The following is a 22774-nucleotide window of genomic DNA, read 5'->3' on the forward strand; positions in this document are numbered from 1 at the left end:
AGGATCACGGCCAGATTATCGGCCATGTGGCCCTTTCGCCTGTGACCATCACCGATGGTCACGGCAACAAGGCAGAAGGCTGGTACGGTCTGGGACCTATCTCCGTTCTGCCGCAAAGGCAGGGACAAGGCATTGGTTCGCGCCTGATGGCGCAGGCGGTGGCGGAACTGCGAGCCATGCAGGCCGCAGGCTGCGTATTGCTTGGTGACCCCGCGTACTACGAACGTTTTGGCTTTCACGCCCATGTGAGCCTGCAATTGCCGGGAGTGCCACCCGACTACTTCATGGCGCTGGCCTTGCGTGGGCCAGCGCCCGAAGGCATCGTGCAGTACAGCGATGCCTTCAACGCTGTCGACTGACTTGCCATCACCTTGGACCGTACGGAAGGCAACCGATTACAGCCAGTCATGCGAGGCCTTCGGGCTGGTTGTTAGGGGTCGGTAATTGCCGCTGACGCCAGCAAGTCCATGCCAGAACGCCCCCATGGCAGAGACCGGCCAAGTCCTGCCAATTGCTGAAGTCGATCTGGCGTCATCTGCAGCCCTCTTCAACCCTTCTCGTCCGATAGGGTGACCGGAAGCGCCTTGGCCACTTCGTCGAGCAACCAGTCCCGAAACGCCACCAATCTGGGCAGATTCGCACACTCGGATTTGTTCCGCCTTGCAGTTTTCAACAGATGATTCATAAAGAAGTTTCACGGCACAAACGTTTCTTTGTGCGATAGTCGCCCATATATGTATATATAAGCATATTTACGGGTCATTTTGAGGCATGGCGGTGTTTCGCGGACACCTACCTACGGGTAGACTTCGTCCGCCTTGAAGGTGCGCGGGGCGTTCTAAATCTCACCTTCAAGACAGGGAGGAAGCTTTGACCCTGGTGAATGCAGCACCTCTCTCTCTGCTCCACCAAAAACAAACAAGAGCAGAACCGCCAGGCGGTGCCCTTGACCCGACCTCCGGTCAGGGGCACCGGTTCTTGAACAAGTACCTGCGCATTCAAGGCCTTTTCCAGTCGAACCCACGCAACGCCCATCCGGAAGTCGAGCCGCTCTGTCACGTCTGCACTGACCGACCAGCGCATCGTTCTGTCGAACGACTCGGCCACCATTCCCCGGCCGCTCTACCTTGTAGACCGATTACACAAGGGTCCACAAGGGAGCATCGCGCCGATCCATCGACCAATGACCGTAGTGGAGCGTGGCGTCGAGGGATGACGATGCAAGCAATGGCGTTAGGCCAGCGATGTCAATTTCGACAAGCGTGGAGCTTGCGGCGAAGCGCTCTTGGAAAAGAACGATGTAGAGCTCGGCTTTCCTTGTCGACGCGACACCCCCCAAGACAGCGCGACTGACGTCACGGGAACGTACTAGAGGCGACGTGCTAACCGTGAATACCGACAGGCATATTGGGCCGAGGCCAGAGACCGGCTATCCCTCTGGCCCCGCGACCTCAATCCAGTGGCAACTGGATCCCTGATTCGGCAAAGACCTCGCGTACGACGGCCAATCCGTTCAGCGCCGCCGGAAATCCAGCATAGACCGCCATCTGCATCACAACTTCCACCACCTCCCCTGGTTTGCAGCCGACGTGCAATGCGGCATGTACATGCACACGAAGCTGGGGTGAAGCATTTCCGAGCGCGCATAGCGCTGCAACTGTTGCCAGTTCCCGTTCGCGCAACCCAAGCCCCTCCCGCGCGTAGATGTCGCCGAACGAGAACTCAACCACATAGCGCGCAAAGTCCGGAAACGTTTTTGCCAGCGCTTCGACCACCTGAAGGCCGACCACACCATCCACGGCAGCCAGCATCCGTGAGCCGCGGTCGTAACGCTCGGCGCTCATTGTCCAGCTCCTTTGCGATCTCGCCGAACAATTCGGACGAGGACAGCATAGTGTGCAAAGTTCATGAAGTTCTCCAGAAGTGTTGTGCGGCAACTGTAGAGCCGGTCTCGGACATGCGGAATGACCAAGTTCGTGATACCTTTTTGATATGCCTTATCGCCTCGACTCCCGATCCCTTTTGCTTTTCCTTGCCGTTGCGGATGCGCTGAGCTTCCGCCAGGCGGCCGAGACCCTGCATCTTTCTCAACCCCCACTGAGCCGGGCGATTCGAGACCTCGAGGAGCGATTGGGAACGCGGCTGTTTGACCGCAACACGAGCGGCGTGACGCTCACCCCTGCTGGAGAGAAGCTGCTCCCTTATGCGCGCAACGTCGCGAAATTGCTTCGCGAGGCCGAGGCTGCGCTCACGCCCCAAGGCTTGCCGGCCAACCTTCGACTTGGCCTCACCAGCGCCGTGGAACCGGCCTGGTTTCGCGGGCTGGTACAACGCGTGCAAGCGACTCATCCTGGAACGCTCGTGTCGACCTTCTCGGATACATCGCCGCGACTCATACGTCAGCTTCGTGGCGGCAAACTGGATGCGGCCTTCATAGCGCTGCCGACGGACGCGCATGGGCTGGATGTTCGGGAACTCGACCGACTGCCGATGGTGGTCGCTTTACCTTCAGCCCATCCTCTGGCGAAGCGCAGAGCAGTCGGTCTCGCGGACCTGGCACGTGAGAAAGTCCTGTGGTTTGAGCGTGCGCGACAGCCCGCGTTCTACGACCACTGCCAGACGATTTTCTCGCGTCATGGATTCGCGCCATCAAAACTGAGGGAGCCGTCGGACCATCACGTTCTACTGAGTGACGTGGCGAATGGGCGGGGTATAGCCCTGCTGCCGAAATCGTTCACCGCCTTGAGGCGCACAGGCGTCGCCTACAGATCCCTGGTTGAGGGGGACGAACTATCGGTTGGCATCGGACTTGCCTCGCCCGCCGACAGGCCGGGCGTATGGAAAGTACTGGTCGCAGCGGTAGAAGTGAACAAACACCCCTAGCAGCCACGGTGTCAATGATCTATCGGATGAACGGCGTTGACTCCCTGAGTCCCTGCCCCACTCCATTTCTGCCGTCCATAGCCGAGCAAACAGCGTTCTGCGATTGACCTGCCTGTTAGGGACCGGGTCCGGCTGGATCAGTCAGTCTCGGATGGCCGCCCAGGTCGCCGACAATTTCTTCGTGGCCTGCTCTCGGCAGCGCTTGAATCCCCAAGCGTTCCCTGGATCTGCCTAAAGCACTCACCCACATCAGAGAGTCCATCCTCAAACTCTGGACAAGCGGCAGGCTCACCGTTTGAGACTCGCCCGAATAGGCGCGTTTAGTGCTCCTAATGCAGCGTTGAACGCCAGCAAGGATAATTCTTCGCTTTCTGTGGCAACGCATACCGTTCGGCCTTTTCCCTGCGAGGTATGGGTCGCGATTTCCTCGATTACCGTATCCGCAGGGTCGATGAACAAAATATCCGGTGCAGCGATCTCAAAGAATGGCTTCAGCCAGGGTAGATGCGTCGACGACAACGTCATCACATCGATGCCAGGCTGATTACTCCTAACGCGCGCAACGAAGTCGGTCACAACGATCTGCGTATCCTCAGGGGCATTGATGAAGGCGAATGTCTCGACCAGATCAACTAGCGCTGATGCGTTGACTAAATGGACGATGCTGTGAGGTTCGCGATGCTCATTCGCAAATGCGCGCATAGCTTGACTGTCGGTCATCGAGCGGACGCCGAAGACAGCAACCTCTTTTGTGGTGGAACGGTTGATAGCCTCCCGGACGGGGGGGAACACCCCAATCACCGGTACCGTGACAGCAGCTCGCAGCGGTGTAAGGACAACTATGCTGGGAGCATTTGATGCGAGAATCACCGCAACGCAACCTTGCTCCTGAAGATATTCGGTCGCCCGTTGAACGGACGTTAGCAGTTCGTCAGGAGTCTTTGCTCCATATGGGAAGCTTTCGCGATCCGCAAAGTAGAGGATATCTTGCTCCGGGAATCTAGCACGCACCCGTTCGACTATGGCGTAGCTTCCAATACCCGCGTCAAAGATCCCGATTGGACGATGGAGTTGCATTCCAGATGCTCTCAATTCATTGGGAAAGGTATCTTACAGCCAGGAGCGGGCAAGCAGATTGCGTCCGCCGGTGGAGGGCCCAGAGAAATTCGATGGTTCGAGGGCTGGTCAAGTATGCCGGAGGCACGCTTCCAGGATGCATGACGGTCGGTTGAATCCGCAATCGGCTATCGCCCATCGCCGCCAGCAGGTCGGCTGTCTACTCGATCGGGCTCTTCCCGGCCAGCGGCCCATCACCATTTGATCGCGACCGCCGTCCGCAGCCCACGTGCGCTCAGGCGCCGCATCGCAGTCATTCAAGCGCGCTGCTGTGCCGCAAGCCGGGGCCGCCGTACCTGACCACATGCCCAGGAGCCCCACCGGACTGCGACGTGCCCACTTCAAGTTTGAACACCCTTACGGCCTGGGCCAAGGTGCGTGCCTGTTCCTGCATGGACTGTGCCGCCGCGGATGCTTGCTCCACCAGGGCAGCGTTCTGCTGCGTCACCTCGTCGATCTGCGCAATCGCCTGGTTGACCTGCTCGATCCCTGAGAACTGTTCCTGCGTGGCCGCCGTGATCTCGCCCATGAGGTCCGTCACACGCCGGACGCCCGAGACAATCTCGCCCATCGTGGTGCCCGCCTCTCCGACAAGCTGATTGCCCTGATCGACCTTCGCCACCGAGTCGTCGATCAACGTCTTGATCTCCCTCGCCGCTGCCGCAGACCGCTGGGCCAGTGCGCGCACCTCCCCCGCCACGACAGCAAACCCTCGGCCTTGCTCGCCAGCCCGCGCTGCTTCCACCGCGGCATTGAGGGCCAAGATGTTGGTCTGGAACGCGATGCTCTCGATCACACCAATGATGTCCACAATCTTCCTGGAGGACTCATTGATCGATCCCATCGTCTCCACGACCTGCGACACCACGTCTCCGCCCTTCACCGCCACCTCCGATACCGTCACCGCAACTTGGCTGGCCTGTTTGGCGTTTTCCGTGTTTTGGCGAATCGTGCCGGTGAGTTCCTCGATCGACGCCGCAGTCTCCTCCAGCGAGGCCGCCTGCTCCTCAGTACGCGACGAGAGCTCGAGATTGCCAGCGGCAATCTGGTTCGATGCGGTGGCGATGGTGTCCGTGCCGTTGCGCACATCGCCAACGATTTGCACCAGGCTCTCCCGCATGGTTTCCATTGCGTTCAACAAACTTTCCTCTGGCCCGCCCGCCGCGCGGATGGTGCTGGTCAGGTCGCCGGCCGCGATGCGGTGCGCAACTTTGACGGCGTAGGCCGGCTCCCCACCCAATTGCTTCCTGATGCTGCTGGAAATGACAAACGCGATGCCCAAGCCCAGGAGCACCGCCAGGCCGCCCAGGATCAGCACTTGCTGCTGCGATGCGCGTGACAGGCGCAAGATCTCTTCGCTCATGCTTGTACTGCGTGCCGAGTGATAGGCAGTCATTTTCCCGATTGTTGCCACGTAATCGTTCAATGCCGGCTCCAATCTTGCGCGCATCAGTTCACGAGCATTATCTTCATTGACTGCTTGCTCCTTAAATACACGGTCCCTGGCGGCAAGATAGGTACTACGCTTTTCAGCGATCATTGCGAACAGGCCACTTTCCTCCGACCCTTGCGCGAGTGCTTCCAACCGCTTCTGAATCTCACTAATCCTGTTGCTGGTTTTCTTGATCTGGGCCTGAATCTGTTTCTGCCGCTCCGGATCGGTAGTTTCCACGAGAATCATGGTGCGCGCGCCGTTGGAATTGGTGCTCGCCGCCCATTCGGATGAAAGGCGCTCCTTCACGAGCACGTAGTCCATCATCGTCGATATGACACCGGAACTAGCTTGCAGGCGCCACCAGGCAATACCGACGATGATCGCCAGCAGGATAAGTACAAAGAGGAAACCTGCCACCAGCCGGGTACTGACCCGTGTGTCCGCCAACTTCATCAAATACTCCTCAAGGAATTCCTGCTCATGTACGCAAAGTTCTGGTGCCTGGGCTAATTGGACGATCAGGCTGCTTCCCTTCCGAGAAACCAGGCATCTACTCGTATCCGGCAAATCGCGATTCGCGTCGATCTTGTATTGATATGAAGCGTTTGCGGTGCGAGTGGCTGAGTCGGCAAAATACCGCCAACGCCCTCCTTCAATGGCACAACAACTGAAAAGCACAATGGGGTGGGAGCCTCAGAGACTAGACTCTCGCGGGCACATCCCGGTCAATAGTTGTTTGCACCGATTAATTTGTGCGGCGCACATGCCGTCCGCTACTGGGTGGGGGATTGACGCCGTCCGTTCGACCGAATTCGATCAATTCCGACCGAGCCAGAATCGAGGTACCTGGGTGCCGGTTGCTCTCGGACGACCGCAAAGAACCAGAGACCGCTCGTTGGCGTGGACACCTTGATGGCTACTCTCTCGCACGATCGCGCGAGACCGTCCGCAAGCGTACCGACTTTTGCGTGGTTAGGTATCACCCTTGATTCGTCGGGTGAGGGAGATGCCGAAGCGATTCGCACGATGCGCCTCACCGCAGTGGCGTCCGGAGAGAGTCCTCCTGGCAGGGCACTAGTCCTGACAGATCACAGCCACACTGGAGTGAACATGCATAGGATCATTACCTCCGCCCAGCACAAGGAACACGGTGGCCGCGCGGCGATGCTTGGCCCAGAGGAAGGCCATACCTATCAGGCTGCCGTGGACGCATCGCTTGAAATGACATTTCCGGCGAGCGATCCCATCGCGCCGGGCACCGCTATGTACACCATCCTGCGGGTCAGCACCCTTCGCGACGAGACAGACTGGGTGCTGGCTGCCGGAAGTGCAAGTCAGCAATCCGTCGCCAACTCCACTGCTTAGCGCTGAGACGAAGCCGATCCCCGCGCGGCGGCTTGCCGTACTTCAGGGGAACGTATGGAGCGCGTAACAGAGTATCGTGGGTTCGGTATCCATGTCGATCTCAAGATTTCATCCGAGGACATGTTCGATGTGTGGTTCCAGATAGAAGGCCCCATGCCAGCGCCAGGCATTGTCGTCACAGGCAAGCGAACAAAGGTTTTGGGCGGCCCATACACTCGGCGTTGGGCACATCTTGTGGCCGAGTTGGCGGGACGGGCGGCCGTAGACGTGATCCTTGGAGAGGATGTTTGATTGCATTTGCACGCTCGCCGGAAGGTGTTTCCCACATCCGACGCAATGGTCGGCGGCACATGGCATCCGCTGGGTCCGGGGACGTACTCGCGTCTCGCTTCAGTCGAGTTTGAGCGATTCGCCGTGATGCCTGTCTCGAAATGCACGGAACGCCTCATGTTGTGCTATCAGCACATTTTCCTGCCGAAGGCATTCTGCTTCGTAATAGGCAGCGAATACGTTCATATCCGCCTAGAGTGATCGAGTCCCATCCTTATGATGTCGGTGACGACTGCATGACAGAGCGAGCCATTTGATGTGGCAGCGGGGCATAGCGGGCATTCTCGGGCAAAAGGAACATGAACCCATATGCGCAAGCGTTGCTTGAGTATCACGAGCGCAGCAAGCACCGCGTCGACCACTACGCTCCAGGTCCCGGATCGCTCGACTGGGCAACCCAGCCAGATCTGTTCCGCACATTCCAGGGCTCACCGCGGATTGCTCTGCCGTTGGCTGCGGACACCTTGTCCACAGGCTACAACGCGTTGCGCTGCGGCGCCCTGCCGCCCGCGCAGGGTTTCAGCCTTCACACCCTTGCAATCCTGTTTGAGCTTTCACTCGGTTTGTCAGCATGGAAAGCCTTTGGCGCTCAGCGCTGGGCACTACGCTGCAATCCTTCAAGCGGTAATCTGCATCCGACCGAGGGCTATCTTGTTTGTCCTGCCCTGCCTGGTCTGCCGGGCGGGGTCTACCATTACCTGAGCCGCGACCACGTCCTTGAGCGGCGCGCAACATTGGATGATCCATCATGGACTGAGGCTTTCCAGGACGGCGGTATCCTGGTTGGCATCAGCTCGATCCATTGGCGCGAGGCATGGAAGTACGGAATGCGCGCCTGGCGCTACTGCCAGCATGACTGCGGCCATGCCATTGCGGCGGTCAGTTATGCGGCAGCGGCCCTAGGATGGCAGACACGGCTAATCGAGACTGCTGCGGATGCAGTCTTGTCCGCATTGCTTGGTTTGGATCGCAACGACGATTTCGGAGCCACCGAGCGTGAGGTGCCAGATGTCATCCTCTGGATCGGCAATGCGGAAACACAGCCTGACCTGGAACGCCTGCGGTCCGCTCTCGATAAGGCGCACTGGTACGGCAACGCAAACCAGCTAAGCGCGGGACACGTAGATTGGCCGGATATCGATTCGGTCGATCGGGCCACGCGCAAGTCTCTGACTCGCGAACCGACCCCAATGAATCCGCAGCCGCGCCTGTGGCCTGCAGCGCCCACCTTCGACCTGAGCTTTGCCCGAATCGCCCGGCAACGCCGAAGCGCCACGAGCTTCGATGGCACGGCGCGCCTCACCGCCGCCGCCTTCTTTACCATGCTCGCAAGCACGCTGGCGCATCGCGATACGCCACCCTGGAACGCACTGATGTCTCCTGCTGCGGTGCATCTGGCGCTATTGGTTCACCGCGTGGAAGGACTAGAGCCGGGCCTGTACGTGCTGGTGAGAAACCCTGGGGCGCTGCCTGGACTCAAGCAGGCGATGCGCCCGGAATGGCTGTGGCAGAAAATTGGACCGGATCATCTGCCACTCTATCTTCTGCTGCCGTACGATCTACGCGCAGTGGCAAAACTGATCTGCTGCCACCAGGATATCGCCGCCGATTCCTACTTCGCGTTGGGTATGCTCGCAAACTTTGAAATTGCCCTGGAACAGCCATGGCGTTATCGCCATCTCTTCTGGGAATGCGGCATTCTCGGCCAGGCACTCTATCTTGAAGCCGAAGCCGCCGGGGAACGTGCCACGGGAATCGGCTGCTTCTTCGACGACGAAATGCACGCCGTGCTCGGCATCAAGGATCGCGCATGGCAAAGCCTGTACCACTTTACTGTTGGCTCCGCCATGGTCGATCAACGCTTGTCGACGCTTGCCCCGTATGAGGTTCAGGCTTGACCCGGAAGCGCCGGCAGACCAAGGCTATCGTGAACGAGCGTGGCACGGAGGTCCGGACCGGATTTTCCGGCTGGGACAGACTGAGCAACAAACTTCGATCTGCCCTTTCTCCAAACAGTGAACTCATCGTCAACCCTCACGAAGGGTGCCCGATGATTTGGCACTTTTCCCTTTAGGCGTGATGATTGGGATCTACGCCTACATTGTCCGAATCGCGGCCCATCGTGAGCCGGCACTGCACATCGATGCCAGGTACTCATTTCAATACTAGTGGCATTGCGTCGCTTACATGACGAAGTAAGGTGCCGCGCGAGTCTTCGTGGGCCAGACGGATTCGCCGGCAACGGCCTGAGAAATTGAATCGCGCCGCGTGTCGCAGACCTATACTGGAAGCAGCAAGCCTAGGAGTGTGTCATGACAACCTCCATCGTATTTCTAGCCGTAATCGTGCTTCTGTACGCGTTCGCGCTCCGCGCGGGTTTCTTTCACAAGTCCGTCCTCTATCCGGAACACGCTCATCCACTCCACTACTGGTGGGACCGGGTCGTCCACCGCAGGAAATAGGTCATCTCCTGCCAGGTTCGCGCATTTTCCCCGCCCGAACGGTCGGCGAGTTTTGCTGTTGGCGCGCGTCGAAGCCAGCGCTCATCGCGTCGACCATCGCTAGCTCCCGCGTGGGCCATTTTATCCGTTGGCTCTCGACACTCGCTTGCTCGTCGAAGGTATGCGTCCAATGCCAAGCCCGGAATGTCCACTCGGTCAATCAACGCTAAAACCTGCCGCCCTATGTGCAAGACTCGATACTCGGCAATACGCCATCCTTTTCAAGGATCTTCGGCAGCGACCAACGCTCCATCTTTGTAGAGATCTCTACAACATTGAAGTCATGCGTACAGCTCGTTGCCAGGCTGAGAAGCATGCGTGGCCACCCCAAAACATCCACATAGTCACATCCGCAATGCGGTCTCGGTGCGTGCACGCACGGCGCTTGCAATGGTAACCATCCGATCAAAACTTGCGCTGCTTGTGCTGCCATCGGGTATAGATACAAGCGTGGCACCGATACTTGTCGGGAGAGCACTGCGCGGATTCTGTGATGGGTTCATTGCAGTGCTTCTGCCGGCGTACTTGCTGGGTCTCGGCTTCGGCCAGTTTGTCGTCGGACTACTTAGCAGCGCCACACTGATCGGTTCCGCGTCATCGACGATACTGGTCGGCCTCATAGGAAAACGCTTCCCACAACGTCGCTTACTGATGCTGGCGGCGGTGCTCATGGCAGCTACCGGCTTGGGATTTGCTGGCCTTTCCTCCCTCTGGCCGCTGTTGATCGTCGCGTTCGTCGGTACGCTGAACCCAAGCTCTGGTGACGTCAGCGTGTTCTTGCCGCTGGAGCAGGCCCGCCTGGCCGAATCGGCGACTCCCGATGCGCGCACGGCACTGTTCGCTCGCTACAGCCTTGTGGGAGCCCTTTCTGCTGCGGTGGGCGCCCTGGCCGTAGCGCTGCCTGGCTGGATATCCGTGCACGCTGGCCTCTCATGGATGGCGGCGACTCGGCTGATGTTTGTCGTCTATTCCTTGACGGGTATCGCGCTCTGGGCGCTCTATGCCCGACTCCCAGAACGTCAGCCACAATCACCGTCCTCGACGAGCGCACCGCTCGGCGACTCGCGTCGCATCGTGATCCGCCTGGCGATGCTTTTCAGTGTGGACGCATTTGCAGGCGGCCTGGTTGTGAACGCCTTGCTGACACTTTGGCTGATGCAACGCTTCGGGCTGTCACCAGGAGCGGCGGGCCAGTTCTTCTTCTGGGCAGGCCTATTGACAACGGTTTCTCAATTGCTCGCGGTACCCCTGGCGCGGAAGATCGGTTTGTTGAACACCATGGTGTTTACACACATTCCGTCGAGCGTTTTCCTCATCGCAGCCGCTTTCGCGCCGTCATTGACGCTGACCTTGCTGTTGTTGCTCGCGCGAAGTGCGCTGTCGCAGATGGATGTGCCAACCCGGACGGCGTATGTCATGGCGGTGGTCACACCGTCCGAGCGTACTGCGGCTGCGAGCCTGACCGCGGTCCCGAGAAGCCTGGCCGCGGCAGCGGGACCCGTGCTGGCGGGCGGATTGATGGCGATGGGTTGGACCAGCGCTCCGCTGCTGGCCTGTGGCGTACTGAAGATCACCTACGACGTCGCCATCCTTACTGCATTCAGGCGTGTCAGACCACACAACTAACGGAAACCTGTTTGGTCCAGGCTGCCTCCGATCAGTGGGTTCCGAGTGCGACAGGCGCGCATAACGTACCGGCGACGTGGCATACAGCATGATCTAACAAGCTGATCGCGTTAAGCCTAATGATGCGCGCCCCGGTTAATGCCGCCGACGACCTCACCGCACAGGACCGCTTCGAGCTCGGCAAGCTAATCGAGAACACGCCGCTCGGCGAGCGCATCGTGGCGCTCAAGGTATGGCTGCCCGACGGGGCGCATCGTCTACAGCCGCAGCACGGGAATGATCGGGCGCTCCTTCCCTATCGAGGATGGGATGCGCACCGCGCTCGAGGGCAACATCCAGCCGTGTCTGCTCCCAGGCCGCAGACGTACCGCGCATTTGATATATCAGCGCGACTCTAGCGAGAGGCCGTTGTGTCCTCAACCCCGTCTTCAGCACTATCCAGTTTTAGGAAACTGCAGCCGAGAGACACTTAGCGGTCAGGCGTGGCGGACGCCGAAGATATTCTCCGCAGCCTCTGCCCGGGAAGCCATTCGTGCCACTGACTCCGAGCCGCATGAGATGACCCGCCATTTGTGACTCTCGGATGCAGGGCCCGAAGTCCGGCTTCGGAGAACCGTCGTCGTCTGACGATCCGCCTGAAGCTGGGCAAGAGCGCTGCATTGTGGCCGGAAGCTGTTGTCGACTCACCACACATGGACGCGTTGGCGCGCACGTCGCCGCAACCATTCGTTGACCGGCCATGGAGGCCAGGTGACATCGATGGCTGACTGGACCCCGTGCCCCCAACACCCGGCAAATGTCAGCCAAATGCTTACTTGTTCTCTGCTCGCGTTACCTGCCACGCGACAACCTTCCAGTTTCCCTGCTGCTTGACCCAAACCACGGTTCTACGAAGGTTGATCGGATCAAACGCTTGTCCACTGAGCGATCCTTTGAAGGTGAGCAAAAGGTGAACGACCGCCGTATCGCCGTACACATGAATCGTCTTTTCTCGCACGTCGATTGATTCGTACTTTAGAGCACCAGACTTGAGATCCACGATGTCCTGATCCTTCGTGAACAGCTTGCCGTTGCCGTGGACGATTATGGCGTCGTCGGCGTAGTACTTCTGATAGAAGCTGGCATCGCCTTTCAAGTTTGCCTGGATCATCTCATCTGACAACGCAGAGATTTGCTGCTTGACGCTACCGTCTTGTGCTAACGCCAGCGGTGCAGCCAGCGTCAAGGCCGAGATGAATGCAGACACAACGAGATTGATTATTCTCATGAGAATGCTCCGTTGGACTTCGGTACGAAGAGAAGACAGCTTTGCTGGGCTACTCCGCCGAGGGTGACAAACGTACCTCACGTGCAGCCAGGCCACTCTATGATTCCGCCATGAAGCCGCGTATGTGCGTCCTCGCACGTAGCGAGGGGACTTCTTTGGATAGGCCCACCAAGCAACAAGTCAACCAGTCGTCGCCGGGCTCTTCGGCCGCGCGCAATCGGGCTCTTCCCAGCAGCCATCAACGGTCGTTAGCCGACCCTCTCGTAATACCGTTCAAATGTCGAATCCACCTCCGCAATCAGCCACTCATTGGCCAACTCAAGGCTCGCCTACAGTGAGGGATACGCGGCAACTCGCAGCGGGACGACCCGCTGGCGCTTGCGCCGGCGTAACCTGGGCGGCAGCCATTCGCCTGGTCACGCGGGCGTTGGATCGAAGCGGAGCAATGTGCCAACGCATTATCTAACTGCGCGTTGGGCTGATGGCGCGAGATGCCAAATCTAGGTCTCACCTGACACGCTCGCCTCACTTTCAAGTTTGCTTGCATAGCATCGCGAAAAGCTTGCGGACGCTTTTCCCGAAGAGCGGATCGTCCTTCGCCAGGACGTCCGACTGGGTGCGACCCTTCTGCAAGGTTCAGCTGCGCTGCAGCGATGCTGCATCAAATGTTCCAATGGCGCTCGTCCCAAGTGTGTCTGAGGAGTTCAACCGACTGGGCACTGCGGACAGCCCGACGCGCCCTCCTTTGATCATTGTCAAATGGATCCCTTTCAGGCCATTTCCTGTCATGGAAAGCAATGCCTTTGGCACGAACTGCAAAGTCGGGCTCGCGCAGTGCTTTTAGCCTTATGCCAACGCGAGGCGCGTTAGATGATCTCGCGAAGTCGAAAGGAGACACGAAATTGGCTACACCCCGCAGACACGCACCGGCACACCCGTCGCCGGTGTCGATCAGGTGCTTCCCGTGCTGAGGTCGGCATGTTAATCACCATCCATCGTCGTGGGCATCGTGCGATTTTCGTCTGCGCCGGCACGCCCCTCACACAAGTTCCACGCGAAGCACTCCAATGGCTTGGAACCGTTGAGTCGTCCGCTGACGCGGAACTTGAGGAAACCACTCCACTGCTTGGCCTGACGCCAGCGGCAATTCTCTACGACATCACAGTGCATGGTTATTGCGCACTGGATGTCCAAATAAGACTGCCTTAGCGCCACCAGCGCGGTCGAGGCTGACGTGGTAGTTCACCGACTGCCGCTGGCGCCAAAGGCTACCGCGCACGTCGGTGCGACGGATTTGGTACAGGACCAAGACGCAGAAGACCTCAGCTACCCAGACAGATCAGCTTCGGGCCCACTCGCAAAGTGGTGCCACGGCAATAATTCAAGAATCAAGGGCAATGGTGACAAAGGGCCGTGAAGGGTTGTGCGACCTTTGCCGTTCCTGGAGATCGGCTGCCGCATCTCCTTCGCCGCTGCGTGTCCACGGGGCGCAACATCATCTAAATTGATGATGCGCCCTCATAGCCAGGAGGCGATCATTCCTGAATGAGTGTATGTGCGACTCGCTCGATTCCACTTTCAGCCCTCGTCCACCCGGCACGAGGGTTTTTTTTGGGCGAGTTATCCAGCAGAATCAATCGTCGGCTACCGATAATCAACTGCCACGCCGACTGGCCGGATCGAGCGTCGCAGAAGACTCGGTCAGGGACGAGTTGGCGGCGTGAGCACCAGCATTGCTCGTGCCTCAGCGCGTCGCCAGCCGTCCGGCTGTGCGGCCCAGCGCGACGCCTACCTGGGTCACAGCCTTCTCGGCGTTCTTGTCCTTAAGCCGCCCTTCCCCGTCGAATGCCTGATGCGCGAGCCCCAGAGCGAAAGACTCAGGAATTACCAGCAGCCCCAGCTTGTCGAGCACCGAACGTAGACCCGTCTGCGAACGCAACCCGCCCAGTTGCCCCGGTGAGGCAGACACCATCGCGACCACCTTGCCTGAGAACAACGCCACACCCGACGTGCCATCCGGCTGAGGGCGGCTTACCCAATCCAGCGCGTTCTTCAGCGCAGCGGTATAGCCACCGTTGTACTCTGGGGTAGCGATCAGGAAAGCATCGTGCCGGCCGAACTCCAATTGCAGACGCCCCGCCTCTGTAGGCAATCCATGATCGGCTTCCAGATCCCCGTCGTAGAGCGGCAGGGGGTAGTCCGCCAACCGGATTGAGGTCACGGTTGCACCCGCATCGCGCGCACCATGGGCGGCAATATCCAGCAGCTTCTGATTCAGGGAATCGCGACGCGAACTGCCACTCAAAGCAAGGATTCGGGTACTCACACTGTCTCCATTGGACGATAGTTGGGAAACCATTGGCAAAGGGCCTGGCGCTGCCATGTATGGTGCCCTCAGCCGGTCGACTCTGGTAGCCATATCGGGCACGCGCAACACGCGTGGCCGTTCAAACGCAATAGAAGCGTGCGAATTCGCAACCCGTGCAGCGTGGCAGGGCCTGGCGGTCCGCAATCCCCGGCACATTGCCGACTAGTCTCGGCGTAGTAGATTCGCCGTTGCAGCACCCCTCAGGCTTGCAAAGCCAGTGTGTTGCATCGACCGGTTGAATCCGCAGTCGGTAATCGTCTTGCGGCAAGTCCCTCTCGGCATGGGGGCTGCCACACTTTGGTCGCAGATATCTCCGCAAAAATGAATGTTAATGACATAAAACCACGTCGCACGGTCTATTTAGGCAGCTAGCTTCGGCGGTAACGTGCGCGCCCCCCGATCAATTGCGTGCCACAAGAGGGCATGTCGGTGCATGCACGCCCACAAACCCTGCGGATCATAGGCGTTGCCGGCCGACGTCCTGTCGGGCGTGAATTGGCTGGTCTTCGATTGTTCTAGAGCAAGATTCCGCGTTCGCCCGTCGGCTCTGGAACATTACTCGTCTCGCGAACCATATCCATGAGCTCACGCTCGATCTTTCTAGAAATCTGCGCCATCGGTACATCATTGGGGCTTCCTTCGAACGGATTTTCCGTGCTCTCGCCCACTTCTTCCAACACCAGGTACATCCAAGAAATCATCGTGCTAAATGGAATGACCAGCCAGGTCATGCTTCCATGCATGAAGCCCGTAGTGAGGGAATTGAGCTTTTCGAACTCCGTAAGAATGCCGAAGGGCAGAAGCAGGCAGAAAGTACGGACAAAGAGCTTGTTGATGACCGCATATTGCCTGGGGTACGGATAGTCCTTGATGCGCTCCGCCCGACCTTGCTGAACGAACAGCCCCTTGATAGACGCTTCTAACTCCAGATGAAAAGCGTTGCTGATCTCACCAACGTCAAGCAAGCGTCTGATGGCCTCCGACTGCGTCCCAAGCAATCGGCTCGTCCTACACGGCGCATCCGCGAGAGAGTCGATTTCAGCCTGTGACAAATACCGTGAAAGCGCCTCGTCCAACGGCGTCTCCCACTCTGGGACGCGATAATACTTCCGGTACTCCATGTTGGATCGCTTGCCCACGTTCTCCCAGATCCTTGGCTCCCTCAGTTGGTAGCGTAGCGCCGTGAGCCATGCAAAATGCCGGCGAATCAGCTCTCGCCCGTCCTTCTGCCCTTTCAGGAAATCACGGCACATCATGCCTAGGCATCGGCTGCCATTCAGAATTTCGGTCCAGATTTGCTGCGCCTCAAGAGCCCGGCTGTAGGTCTGCACATTCCTGAAGCCCACGATGAATGACGTTGCCGTGCCGAGCAGCACAACAACCGAGACAGGAATCGACAGCCATTTGAGACCAACGATCTGATAGAGGACCACTGGAACCGAACTGCACGCTAGCGAAGCATAGAACTGTCGTCTCGACCAGAACATGAATTCCGAGACCGTGTACGATTTTCCTAGGTGCATGTGCGGACTAATGGCGAAGTTCTACGACTTAAGGAAACATCCGAAACTGCCGGAATCCAGTATGGCAGGCTACCCTCAAGCTTGAGAAGGATATGGGAAACCCCTACCGAGACGCCTACCAAGACGCCTATCAAGGTGAAACGTCTGAGCAATCAGGTACCGTGAACTGAAAGATCGCACCGCGGGGCACATTCTCGCTCGCCCACAATCGCCCTCCATGGGCTTCAATGATCGAACGGCAGATGGACAACCCCATTCCCAAGCCGCTGGACTTATTCGTGAAGAAGGGGGCGAAAAGGCGTTCAGCGTCCTGCGCGGAGAAACCCATCCCCGAATCGCACACCGACACCAGTACGCAGCCCGCATCCGCGCGTCTTGTACTGATCAGCAATTCGCGCACGCCATCACTGACGCCGCTCATCGCCTCCATCGCGTTGATGAGCAAGTTAAGAAGCACTTGCTGCAATTGGACCCGATCTCCCTGAACGAGCGGCAATCCGTCGGTCAGAAGCAATTGCATTGAGACACGATGCTTGCGTGCTTCGCCCCGAGTGAGCTCAATCACATCGTGGATGGCCATGTTGATATCCAATGGCTCCTTGCGTGGTGGCGCCTTCTTGACCAGTTCTCGGATGCCGCGAATCACGGCGACCGCCCGATTCCCGTCCTTGACGATGCGACTGAGCACCTGACTGGCCTCTTCCAGATCGGGAGGCTGTGCGCTTAGCCACCGCAATGCGGCCTGGGCATTCGTCACTGTTGCCGAGATTGGCTGGGTGACTTCATGCGCAATTGACGCCGTGAGCTGCCCCATGGTTGCCACACGATTCGCGTGCGCCAGCTCCGTCTGCACCTCGCGAAAACGGCCCTCGCTCTCGCGGATTTTCTCCTCTGCCTGTCTGCGCTCGGTGAGGTCCAGAAAGAACGCAACACCTTCCATTCGACTGACCTCGAACGTGGCGGCCCCGACCATGACGGGAACACGGCTGCCGTCCTTCCTGACGAGCTCTTTCTCGTAGGGCTCGACGCGCGCCGTCTTCCCGATCTCCTGTAGCGCACGTTCGTCACCCGCTTGCCATTCCCGAGGTGTCAGATCCTTCCAACCTACGCGGCCCGCGATCAGGTCGTCGCGCTCGTAGCCCACCATCTGTAAGAACGCATCGTTGGCCTCGAGAATTTGGCCCGCGACATTCCAGATGATAATTCCAATGATGTTGGCGTCGACGAGGCGCCGGATCTTCGCTTCACGCTCCACGAGTTCACTGTATAGCTGCCCGTTCTCTAACGCGATGGCCGCCTGCGAGGCCACGAGCCTCAGTACGGTGATGCGTGCGGGAGTGAACACGCCCGCGGTGAGACTGTTCTCGAGGTAGAGCACGCCAGTGAGCTTTGTCTGACTCATTAACGGCAGGCAAAGAATAGAACGAGCACGATGCTGAAGGATGTAAGCATCCGAGGAAAATGCGGGATCTGCCGCCACATCGTCGAGGATGACGCTCTCTCTGGTCCGCATGACGTAGTAAAGCACGGACTCCGGCAGTAAAGACGCGCCCACGGGTTCGTCTCTCAGATGAACGACAATGTCCTCGTCGTTTGTCATCGCGTGGGCAACCAGCCGTTGTTCCCCTGCCTTGGGCAGAATCAGCAGGCCACGCTGGGCGCCAGTCTGCTCGATCGCCGTGCGCATGACCATCTCGATCAGCTTATCCAGGACAATGTCTCCACTGATCGCCTGCGACACTTTGATGACGGTCGAGAGATCGAGGTGCTCGACCGACGTTGCCATCGTGCCCATTGGGTCAGGGACGGACACTTGCGCGACAAGCTGCGGATACAATTGCTCGAGTTGATGTACCTTACCGTCGGCTTGCCAACGCAGATAGCAGTAGCGCGCGTTGCGCAAGTACATCTCGGCAATGGCGTGGAACTCATGCTCGGTGTGGAACTGCGCAGCGCGCTCGTTGGCCAGCGCTTCGATGTGCAAGAATCCGTTATCGCGTGCTGATCGGATGGCCTGCTCGTAGCGTTGCATTGCATCAAAATTGCGGCCTTCTATCCGGGCGATCTCTGCGCCCACCAATGCAGCACGGCACTCGAAATTTTCCGGGCAGTTGTCGGCCCAGACTTCCAGTTGCCGATGATGCGTGGCGAGCGCCTCGAGATGCTGCGCCCGGTCGTTGGCAGATAAGGAATGGCAACAGGCGGCATGCGATAGCGCGCAGTAGAAGTAATATTCCGCTTCCTCGAAGAACGACGCCGTGGTCCAGAGTAACGCCCTCGCCTTCGACGCGGCATCTAGCGCTGCCGTATGGTCACCGGCAATACATCGCGCCTGCAGTTTCCGAATCCAGTACCAACATGCGGCAATCGCCAACTCCGGGTTCGCCAAAAAACGGCGTTCAATTTTCTCCTCATCAAACTGCTCATCATCAAAGCACCCAAATCTGGATGTGAGGCCCCTAAGTGTCCGAATCAATGCCACCTGCGTTGCAATGATGTCGATGGCAAGACCGAACCTTGACTTCGTCGCGAACGCGAGGCCATGCTCTGCCTCATCTTGCGCTTCGGACAGCGGCTCGCCGGCGAAGATAAGGTTCGAATTCAAATCATTGCGCGTATAGGTTGCATACTGCAGGTCACCGACGCGGTTCGCCGCATCGAATGCACGACGCTGCAGTTCGCGGCAAGCCCTCACGTGCTTCATCCAAGGCACGACAAACAGCGCAAAGCAAACGAATGTTCTCGCCTCGAGGCGCTTTAGCCCCCGACGCTCGACGAGCTCAAAACCCAGTTGGCCGAAACGGAATCCGGCCTGGTAGTCGCCGAAGCGTGGTCCGGCAATTCTGATGAGAATGACATAGGCGAAAGTCGAGGCATCGCAGTTGCCGTGCTCAAGACTCAGACTCACCGCCTTGCAGATGGTCAGGGACGCCAGGTTCTCGTCGGTATACAGGGCCGGCGTCCAGATCTTCATAAGAACATCGACCGTCGCGAGGGACGCAGGGTCCTCCATTAGCGGAGAATCGATAAGATCTTCAACGACTCGCGCGTCTAGTACCGTCCAGATATGCGCGTACTCACGTTGCACCGCCTCGTCATCGGGATGCGGTGACCATTCGATACCGAAATCTCGGAGGCAACTTAGACCGACAGTAATAGCACGGCTGCTCTGATCGAGAACCAGACAGACGTCCATGTGCAGGCACGCGACGGTTGCCCGTTCCACGTTTGTTGATGCGCGCTTCGACAAGGCTGAAAGGCGCTCCTCCGCGACGGACAACTGGCCCGTGAGGAACTCGCATTCGGCGCGACTCAACTCCAGCGCGAAGGTGAGTTCGTGCTGGCGCTCCCAACTATCCTCGGCCAATAGCGCCACCCCGATATTCAGGTAATTCAGCGCCGCGGCGTAGGCACTGGACCTGCCAGCACGTTTCCCTGCAATCAGGTTGAGTTCCGCGAGTTGGTCCCGCTCCTCCTGCAGGGTGATCAGGGACGCCCCGCGATTGAGTTGGCTCACGGTCTCGAAGATCGCTTCCTCCTGCCTGCTCGCCGGCGCTTGTGCGCGCAGCAGGCGACCGATCCGCAGATGAACCTGCGCGCGCATTGCCAGGGGAATCAACGAGTAGGCAGCCTCCTGGACTCGGTCATGGATAAACCTGTAGGCGCCCTCGGACCGCTCGACCAGTTCCTGATGGACGGCCGCCCACAACGCAACGTGGACTTGCTTCTCCGGGACCGCGAGAACGGTTGCGAGTATCCCGAACTCGGCCATGTTTCCCAGGCAGGCGAGATGCTGCAGCGCGGCTTGCGTCTCGACAGGCAAGCGGTTCAGCTTTCCAACCATCAGGTCCACGACATTGTCCGTGTACCCCTTTGCGTGGATGCGATCGAGATCCCATGACCAGCACGTCGCGTCATGATCGAAAAAGAGCAACTCCTCAGCGGCCAGGGAACAGAGAAACTGAATCGCGAAAAACGGATTCCCCGCAGTCTTCTCATGAACGAGTTGCGCTAGCGGTAGCACGCGCTTTGGCTCGCAGCGGACCGCATCCGCAATCAGCTCCCCCAGGTGATCACGGGAAAGCCTTCCAAGCGCAATCTCTTCTACCTGACCGCCGGCGCTTTTAATGGCCAGCAGCTTGCGCGTCAACGGATGAGCGGCATCGACTTCATTGTCTCGATAGGCGCCAATTACCATCAGGTGGCGCAACTCCGACCGTATCAGCAAATCCTCGAGCAAATCGAGCGTCGCCGTATCGAGCCATTGCAGATCGTCGAGGAAGAGCGCCAGCGGATGTTCCGACGTGGCGAAAACACCGATGAATCTACGAAACACCAGCTGAAATCGGCTTTGCGCCTGCTGGGGTTCAAGCTCTGGCACCGGCGGCCGCTCACCCGTGATGAGCTTGAGTTCCGGAATGAGGTCGGTCATGAGCCTTGCGTTCGGCCCCATGGCCTCCAGCAACGCGTCACGCCACTGGACCAACTCGGATTCCCGTTTGCCGAGCAGCGGTCGCACCAGGTTCTGGAACGCTTGCACCAGGGTCGAATAGGGAATATCGCGCTTGTATTGATCGAACTTGCCAGCGGCGAAGATGCCTCGGGGCGGCACCAGCGCCTTGTGTAGTTCGTTGACGACGGAGGATTTTCCGATGCCAGAGTATCCCGATACCAGCACCAACTCCGGCACACCCGTCGTGACGACACGTTCGAATGCCGCTACCAGTGCATTCACTTCGCGCTCACGCCCGTACAGCTTCTCTGGGATCACCAGCCGGTCCGGCGTGTCACATTCACCGAGCGCGAACGCATCGATCCAGCCATCGCGCGCCCAACAATCCAAGCAGTGCTGCAGATCGTGTTCCACGCCGGCTGCGGTCTGGTAGCGTTCTTCGCCAGTTTTGGCGAGCAGCTTCATGACGAGATCGGAAAGCGGCTCGGGTATTGCCGACATTCGCTCGCTCGGTGGCACGGGCTTGCGGGCGATATGGCAGTGAACCCATTCCATCGGGTCGGTCGCTGAAAAAGGCAATGTCCCGGTGAGCATCTTATAGAGCACAACACCGAACGAATAGAGATCACTGCGTGAATCGATCGTGCGATTCATCCGACCGGTCTGTTCCGGCGCCATGTAGGCGAGCGTTCCAGCGATGGTCTCAGGCGCGTCCAGCCTTTGATGTTCGCGCGGCAGCCGCGAGGCGATGCCGAAGCCTGTCAGGCGCGTCCGCCCATCCGTGCAATTCACGAGGATATGTGCGGGCTTTACATCCTTATGGACAAGGCCACGCTGATGAAGCTGACCCAGCGCCGCCGCAACGCCGGCGGCGAAATGCAAGACAGACCCCACCTCCATCGGTGCGCCAAGCAGCCGCTCGAGCGGCTCGCCACCTGGGTCCTCAAGCAGCATCAATGGCCGACCGTCTTCCTGTAGAAGCCGTTTGGGTAGGACTGCCCACGTGCTATCGAGCTCGTCTTTCAGGCGGAACTCATGCGTGATCCGATCAAAGCTGGCTGACGACAGATGGCCGGTGCCGGGCCGCACCATCAGCACGTCGTCAACGCCTCCCTCATACGGACGTCGAGCTCTGCAGAAGACGCGCTCAGCGTCCTCCCACAAGACTTGAAGGCTTCGACTGTCTCCCATCGCGCGCAAACCATGTGAAGGGTTCGTCATACCCGCCTCGGTAGGCTGCCGCCGTTCGTAGCATCAGAACACGCGCATCAGTTGGGTCTGGGCAACCTTTTCAGAATACACCGCTTCCCGCACAACGCCATGTCGTCGAGAAGACCATAAACCTGGGCGAATACTTATCGGAGGAAGTGACTAAGTGCCGTGCGGGTGGGATCAGCTAGCCGCCAGGTACAGTTCAAGGGCGACGGCACCGCCCACCAGATTTCCGTTGATGAACACCTGCGGGGCGGTCATCTCACCGGACATGGCGCCCAGCACCTTGCCGCGGATCTTGTTATCCAGCGGCACGTCGATGTACTCGTAGCCCTTGTCCTGCAGCAGTTGCTTGGCCTTGGCACAGTGCGAGCAGCCGACCTTCGAGAACACCACCACCTGGTCGGGACGCTTGGCGTCCGGCTGGATGTAGTTCAGCATCGTGTCGGCGTCGGACACCTTGAACGGGTCGCCCGGCTCTTCCGGCTCGATAAACATCTTGTCCACCACGCCGTTCTTCACGACCATCGAATAGCGCCAGCTGCGCTTGCCGAAGCCCAGGTCGGCCTTGTCCACCAGCATGCCCATGCCGTCGGTGAATTCGCCGTTGCCGTCCGGGATCATCACGATGTTCTCGGACTCCTGGTCCTTGGCCCACTCGTTCATCACGAAGGTGTCGTTGACCGACACGCACA

At 58.9% G+C, this 22774-nt stretch carries 13 protein-coding genes; 5 read left to right on the forward strand and 8 right to left on the reverse strand.

Annotation, left to right across the window (positions count from 1 at the left end; all coding sequences use genetic code 11):
• A partial coding sequence (locus CYJ10_RS16660) for a GNAT family N-acetyltransferase (protein ID WP_101682713.1) occupies positions 1–359 on the forward strand: 359 nt, incomplete at its 5' end.
• 1092 nt (positions 360–1451) lie between these two features.
• Here CYJ10_RS16660 and CYJ10_RS16665 read toward each other — a convergent pair.
• Positions 1452–1844 carry a carboxymuconolactone decarboxylase family protein gene (locus CYJ10_RS16665; protein WP_101682600.1) on the reverse strand — a complete coding sequence of 131 codons (393 nt, stop codon included), beginning with the start codon at positions 1842–1844 and terminating at the stop codon, positions 1452–1454.
• Between the two features lie 148 nt (positions 1845–1992).
• On the opposite strand from CYJ10_RS16665, the gene CYJ10_RS16670 reads away from it, so the two are divergent.
• Positions 1993–2883, forward strand: coding sequence for a LysR family transcriptional regulator (locus CYJ10_RS16670; RefSeq protein ID WP_101682601.1), 891 nt, complete (start codon positions 1993–1995; stop codon positions 2881–2883).
• A gap of 288 nt (positions 2884–3171) precedes the next feature.
• Here CYJ10_RS16670 and CYJ10_RS16675 read toward each other — a convergent pair whose 3' ends face one another.
• Complete coding sequence (locus CYJ10_RS16675) at positions 3172–3960, reverse strand: glutamate racemase (protein ID WP_101682602.1); 789 nt, start codon at positions 3958–3960, stop codon at positions 3172–3174.
• Between the two features lie 292 nt (positions 3961–4252).
• The gene (locus CYJ10_RS35115; RefSeq protein WP_101682603.1) at positions 4253–5887 is read right to left on the reverse strand and encodes a methyl-accepting chemotaxis protein; all 1635 of its coding nucleotides are present in this window, start codon (positions 5885–5887) and stop codon (positions 4253–4255) included.
• 657 nt (positions 5888–6544) lie between these two features.
• Here CYJ10_RS35115 and CYJ10_RS16685 point away from each other — a divergent pair.
• From CYJ10_RS16685 to CYJ10_RS16710, 3 genes are all read left to right on the forward strand, one after another.
• Entirely contained in the window at positions 6545–6799 is a 255-nt protein-coding gene (locus tag CYJ10_RS16685) for a hypothetical protein (protein WP_101682604.1), read from the forward strand.
• Between the two features lie 629 nt (positions 6800–7428).
• Positions 7429–9027: a nitroreductase family protein gene (locus CYJ10_RS16700; protein ID WP_101682607.1), complete on the forward strand. Its 1599-nt coding sequence runs from the start codon at positions 7429–7431 to the stop codon at positions 9025–9027.
• A 993-nt stretch (positions 9028–10020) separates the two neighbouring features.
• On the forward strand, positions 10021–11256 hold the full coding sequence (locus CYJ10_RS16710) for an MFS transporter (protein WP_101682609.1): 1236 nt from the start codon (positions 10021–10023) through the stop codon (positions 11254–11256).
• 811 nt (positions 11257–12067) lie between these two features.
• On the opposite strand, the gene CYJ10_RS16715 is transcribed toward CYJ10_RS16710, so the two are convergent.
• From CYJ10_RS16715 to CYJ10_RS16735, 5 genes are all read right to left on the reverse strand, one after another.
• Entirely contained in the window at positions 12068–12523 is a 456-nt protein-coding gene (locus CYJ10_RS16715) for a nuclear transport factor 2 family protein (RefSeq protein WP_101682610.1), read from the reverse strand.
• A 1744-nt stretch (positions 12524–14267) separates the two neighbouring features.
• Positions 14268–14849 (reverse strand): NADPH-dependent FMN reductase, encoded by a 582-nt coding sequence (locus tag CYJ10_RS16720; protein WP_257993372.1) that lies wholly within the window; start codon positions 14847–14849, stop codon positions 14268–14270.
• A gap of 557 nt (positions 14850–15406) precedes the next feature.
• On the reverse strand, positions 15407–16414 hold the full coding sequence (locus CYJ10_RS16725) for a bestrophin family protein (RefSeq protein WP_101682611.1): 1008 nt from the start codon (positions 16412–16414) through the stop codon (positions 15407–15409).
• Between the two features lie 130 nt (positions 16415–16544).
• Positions 16545–22058 (reverse strand): trifunctional serine/threonine-protein kinase/ATP-binding protein/sensor histidine kinase, encoded by a 5514-nt coding sequence (locus CYJ10_RS16730; RefSeq protein WP_101682612.1) that lies wholly within the window; start codon positions 22056–22058, stop codon positions 16545–16547.
• Between the two features lie 201 nt (positions 22059–22259).
• Positions 22260–22774: glutaredoxin domain-containing protein (locus CYJ10_RS16735; protein WP_101682715.1), on the reverse strand; the 515-nt coding region annotated here is incomplete at its 5' end.

The sequence above is a fragment of the Cupriavidus pauculus genome (assembly GCF_002858765.1).
Lineage (GTDB): Bacteria > Pseudomonadota > Gammaproteobacteria > Burkholderiales > Burkholderiaceae > Cupriavidus > Cupriavidus pauculus_B.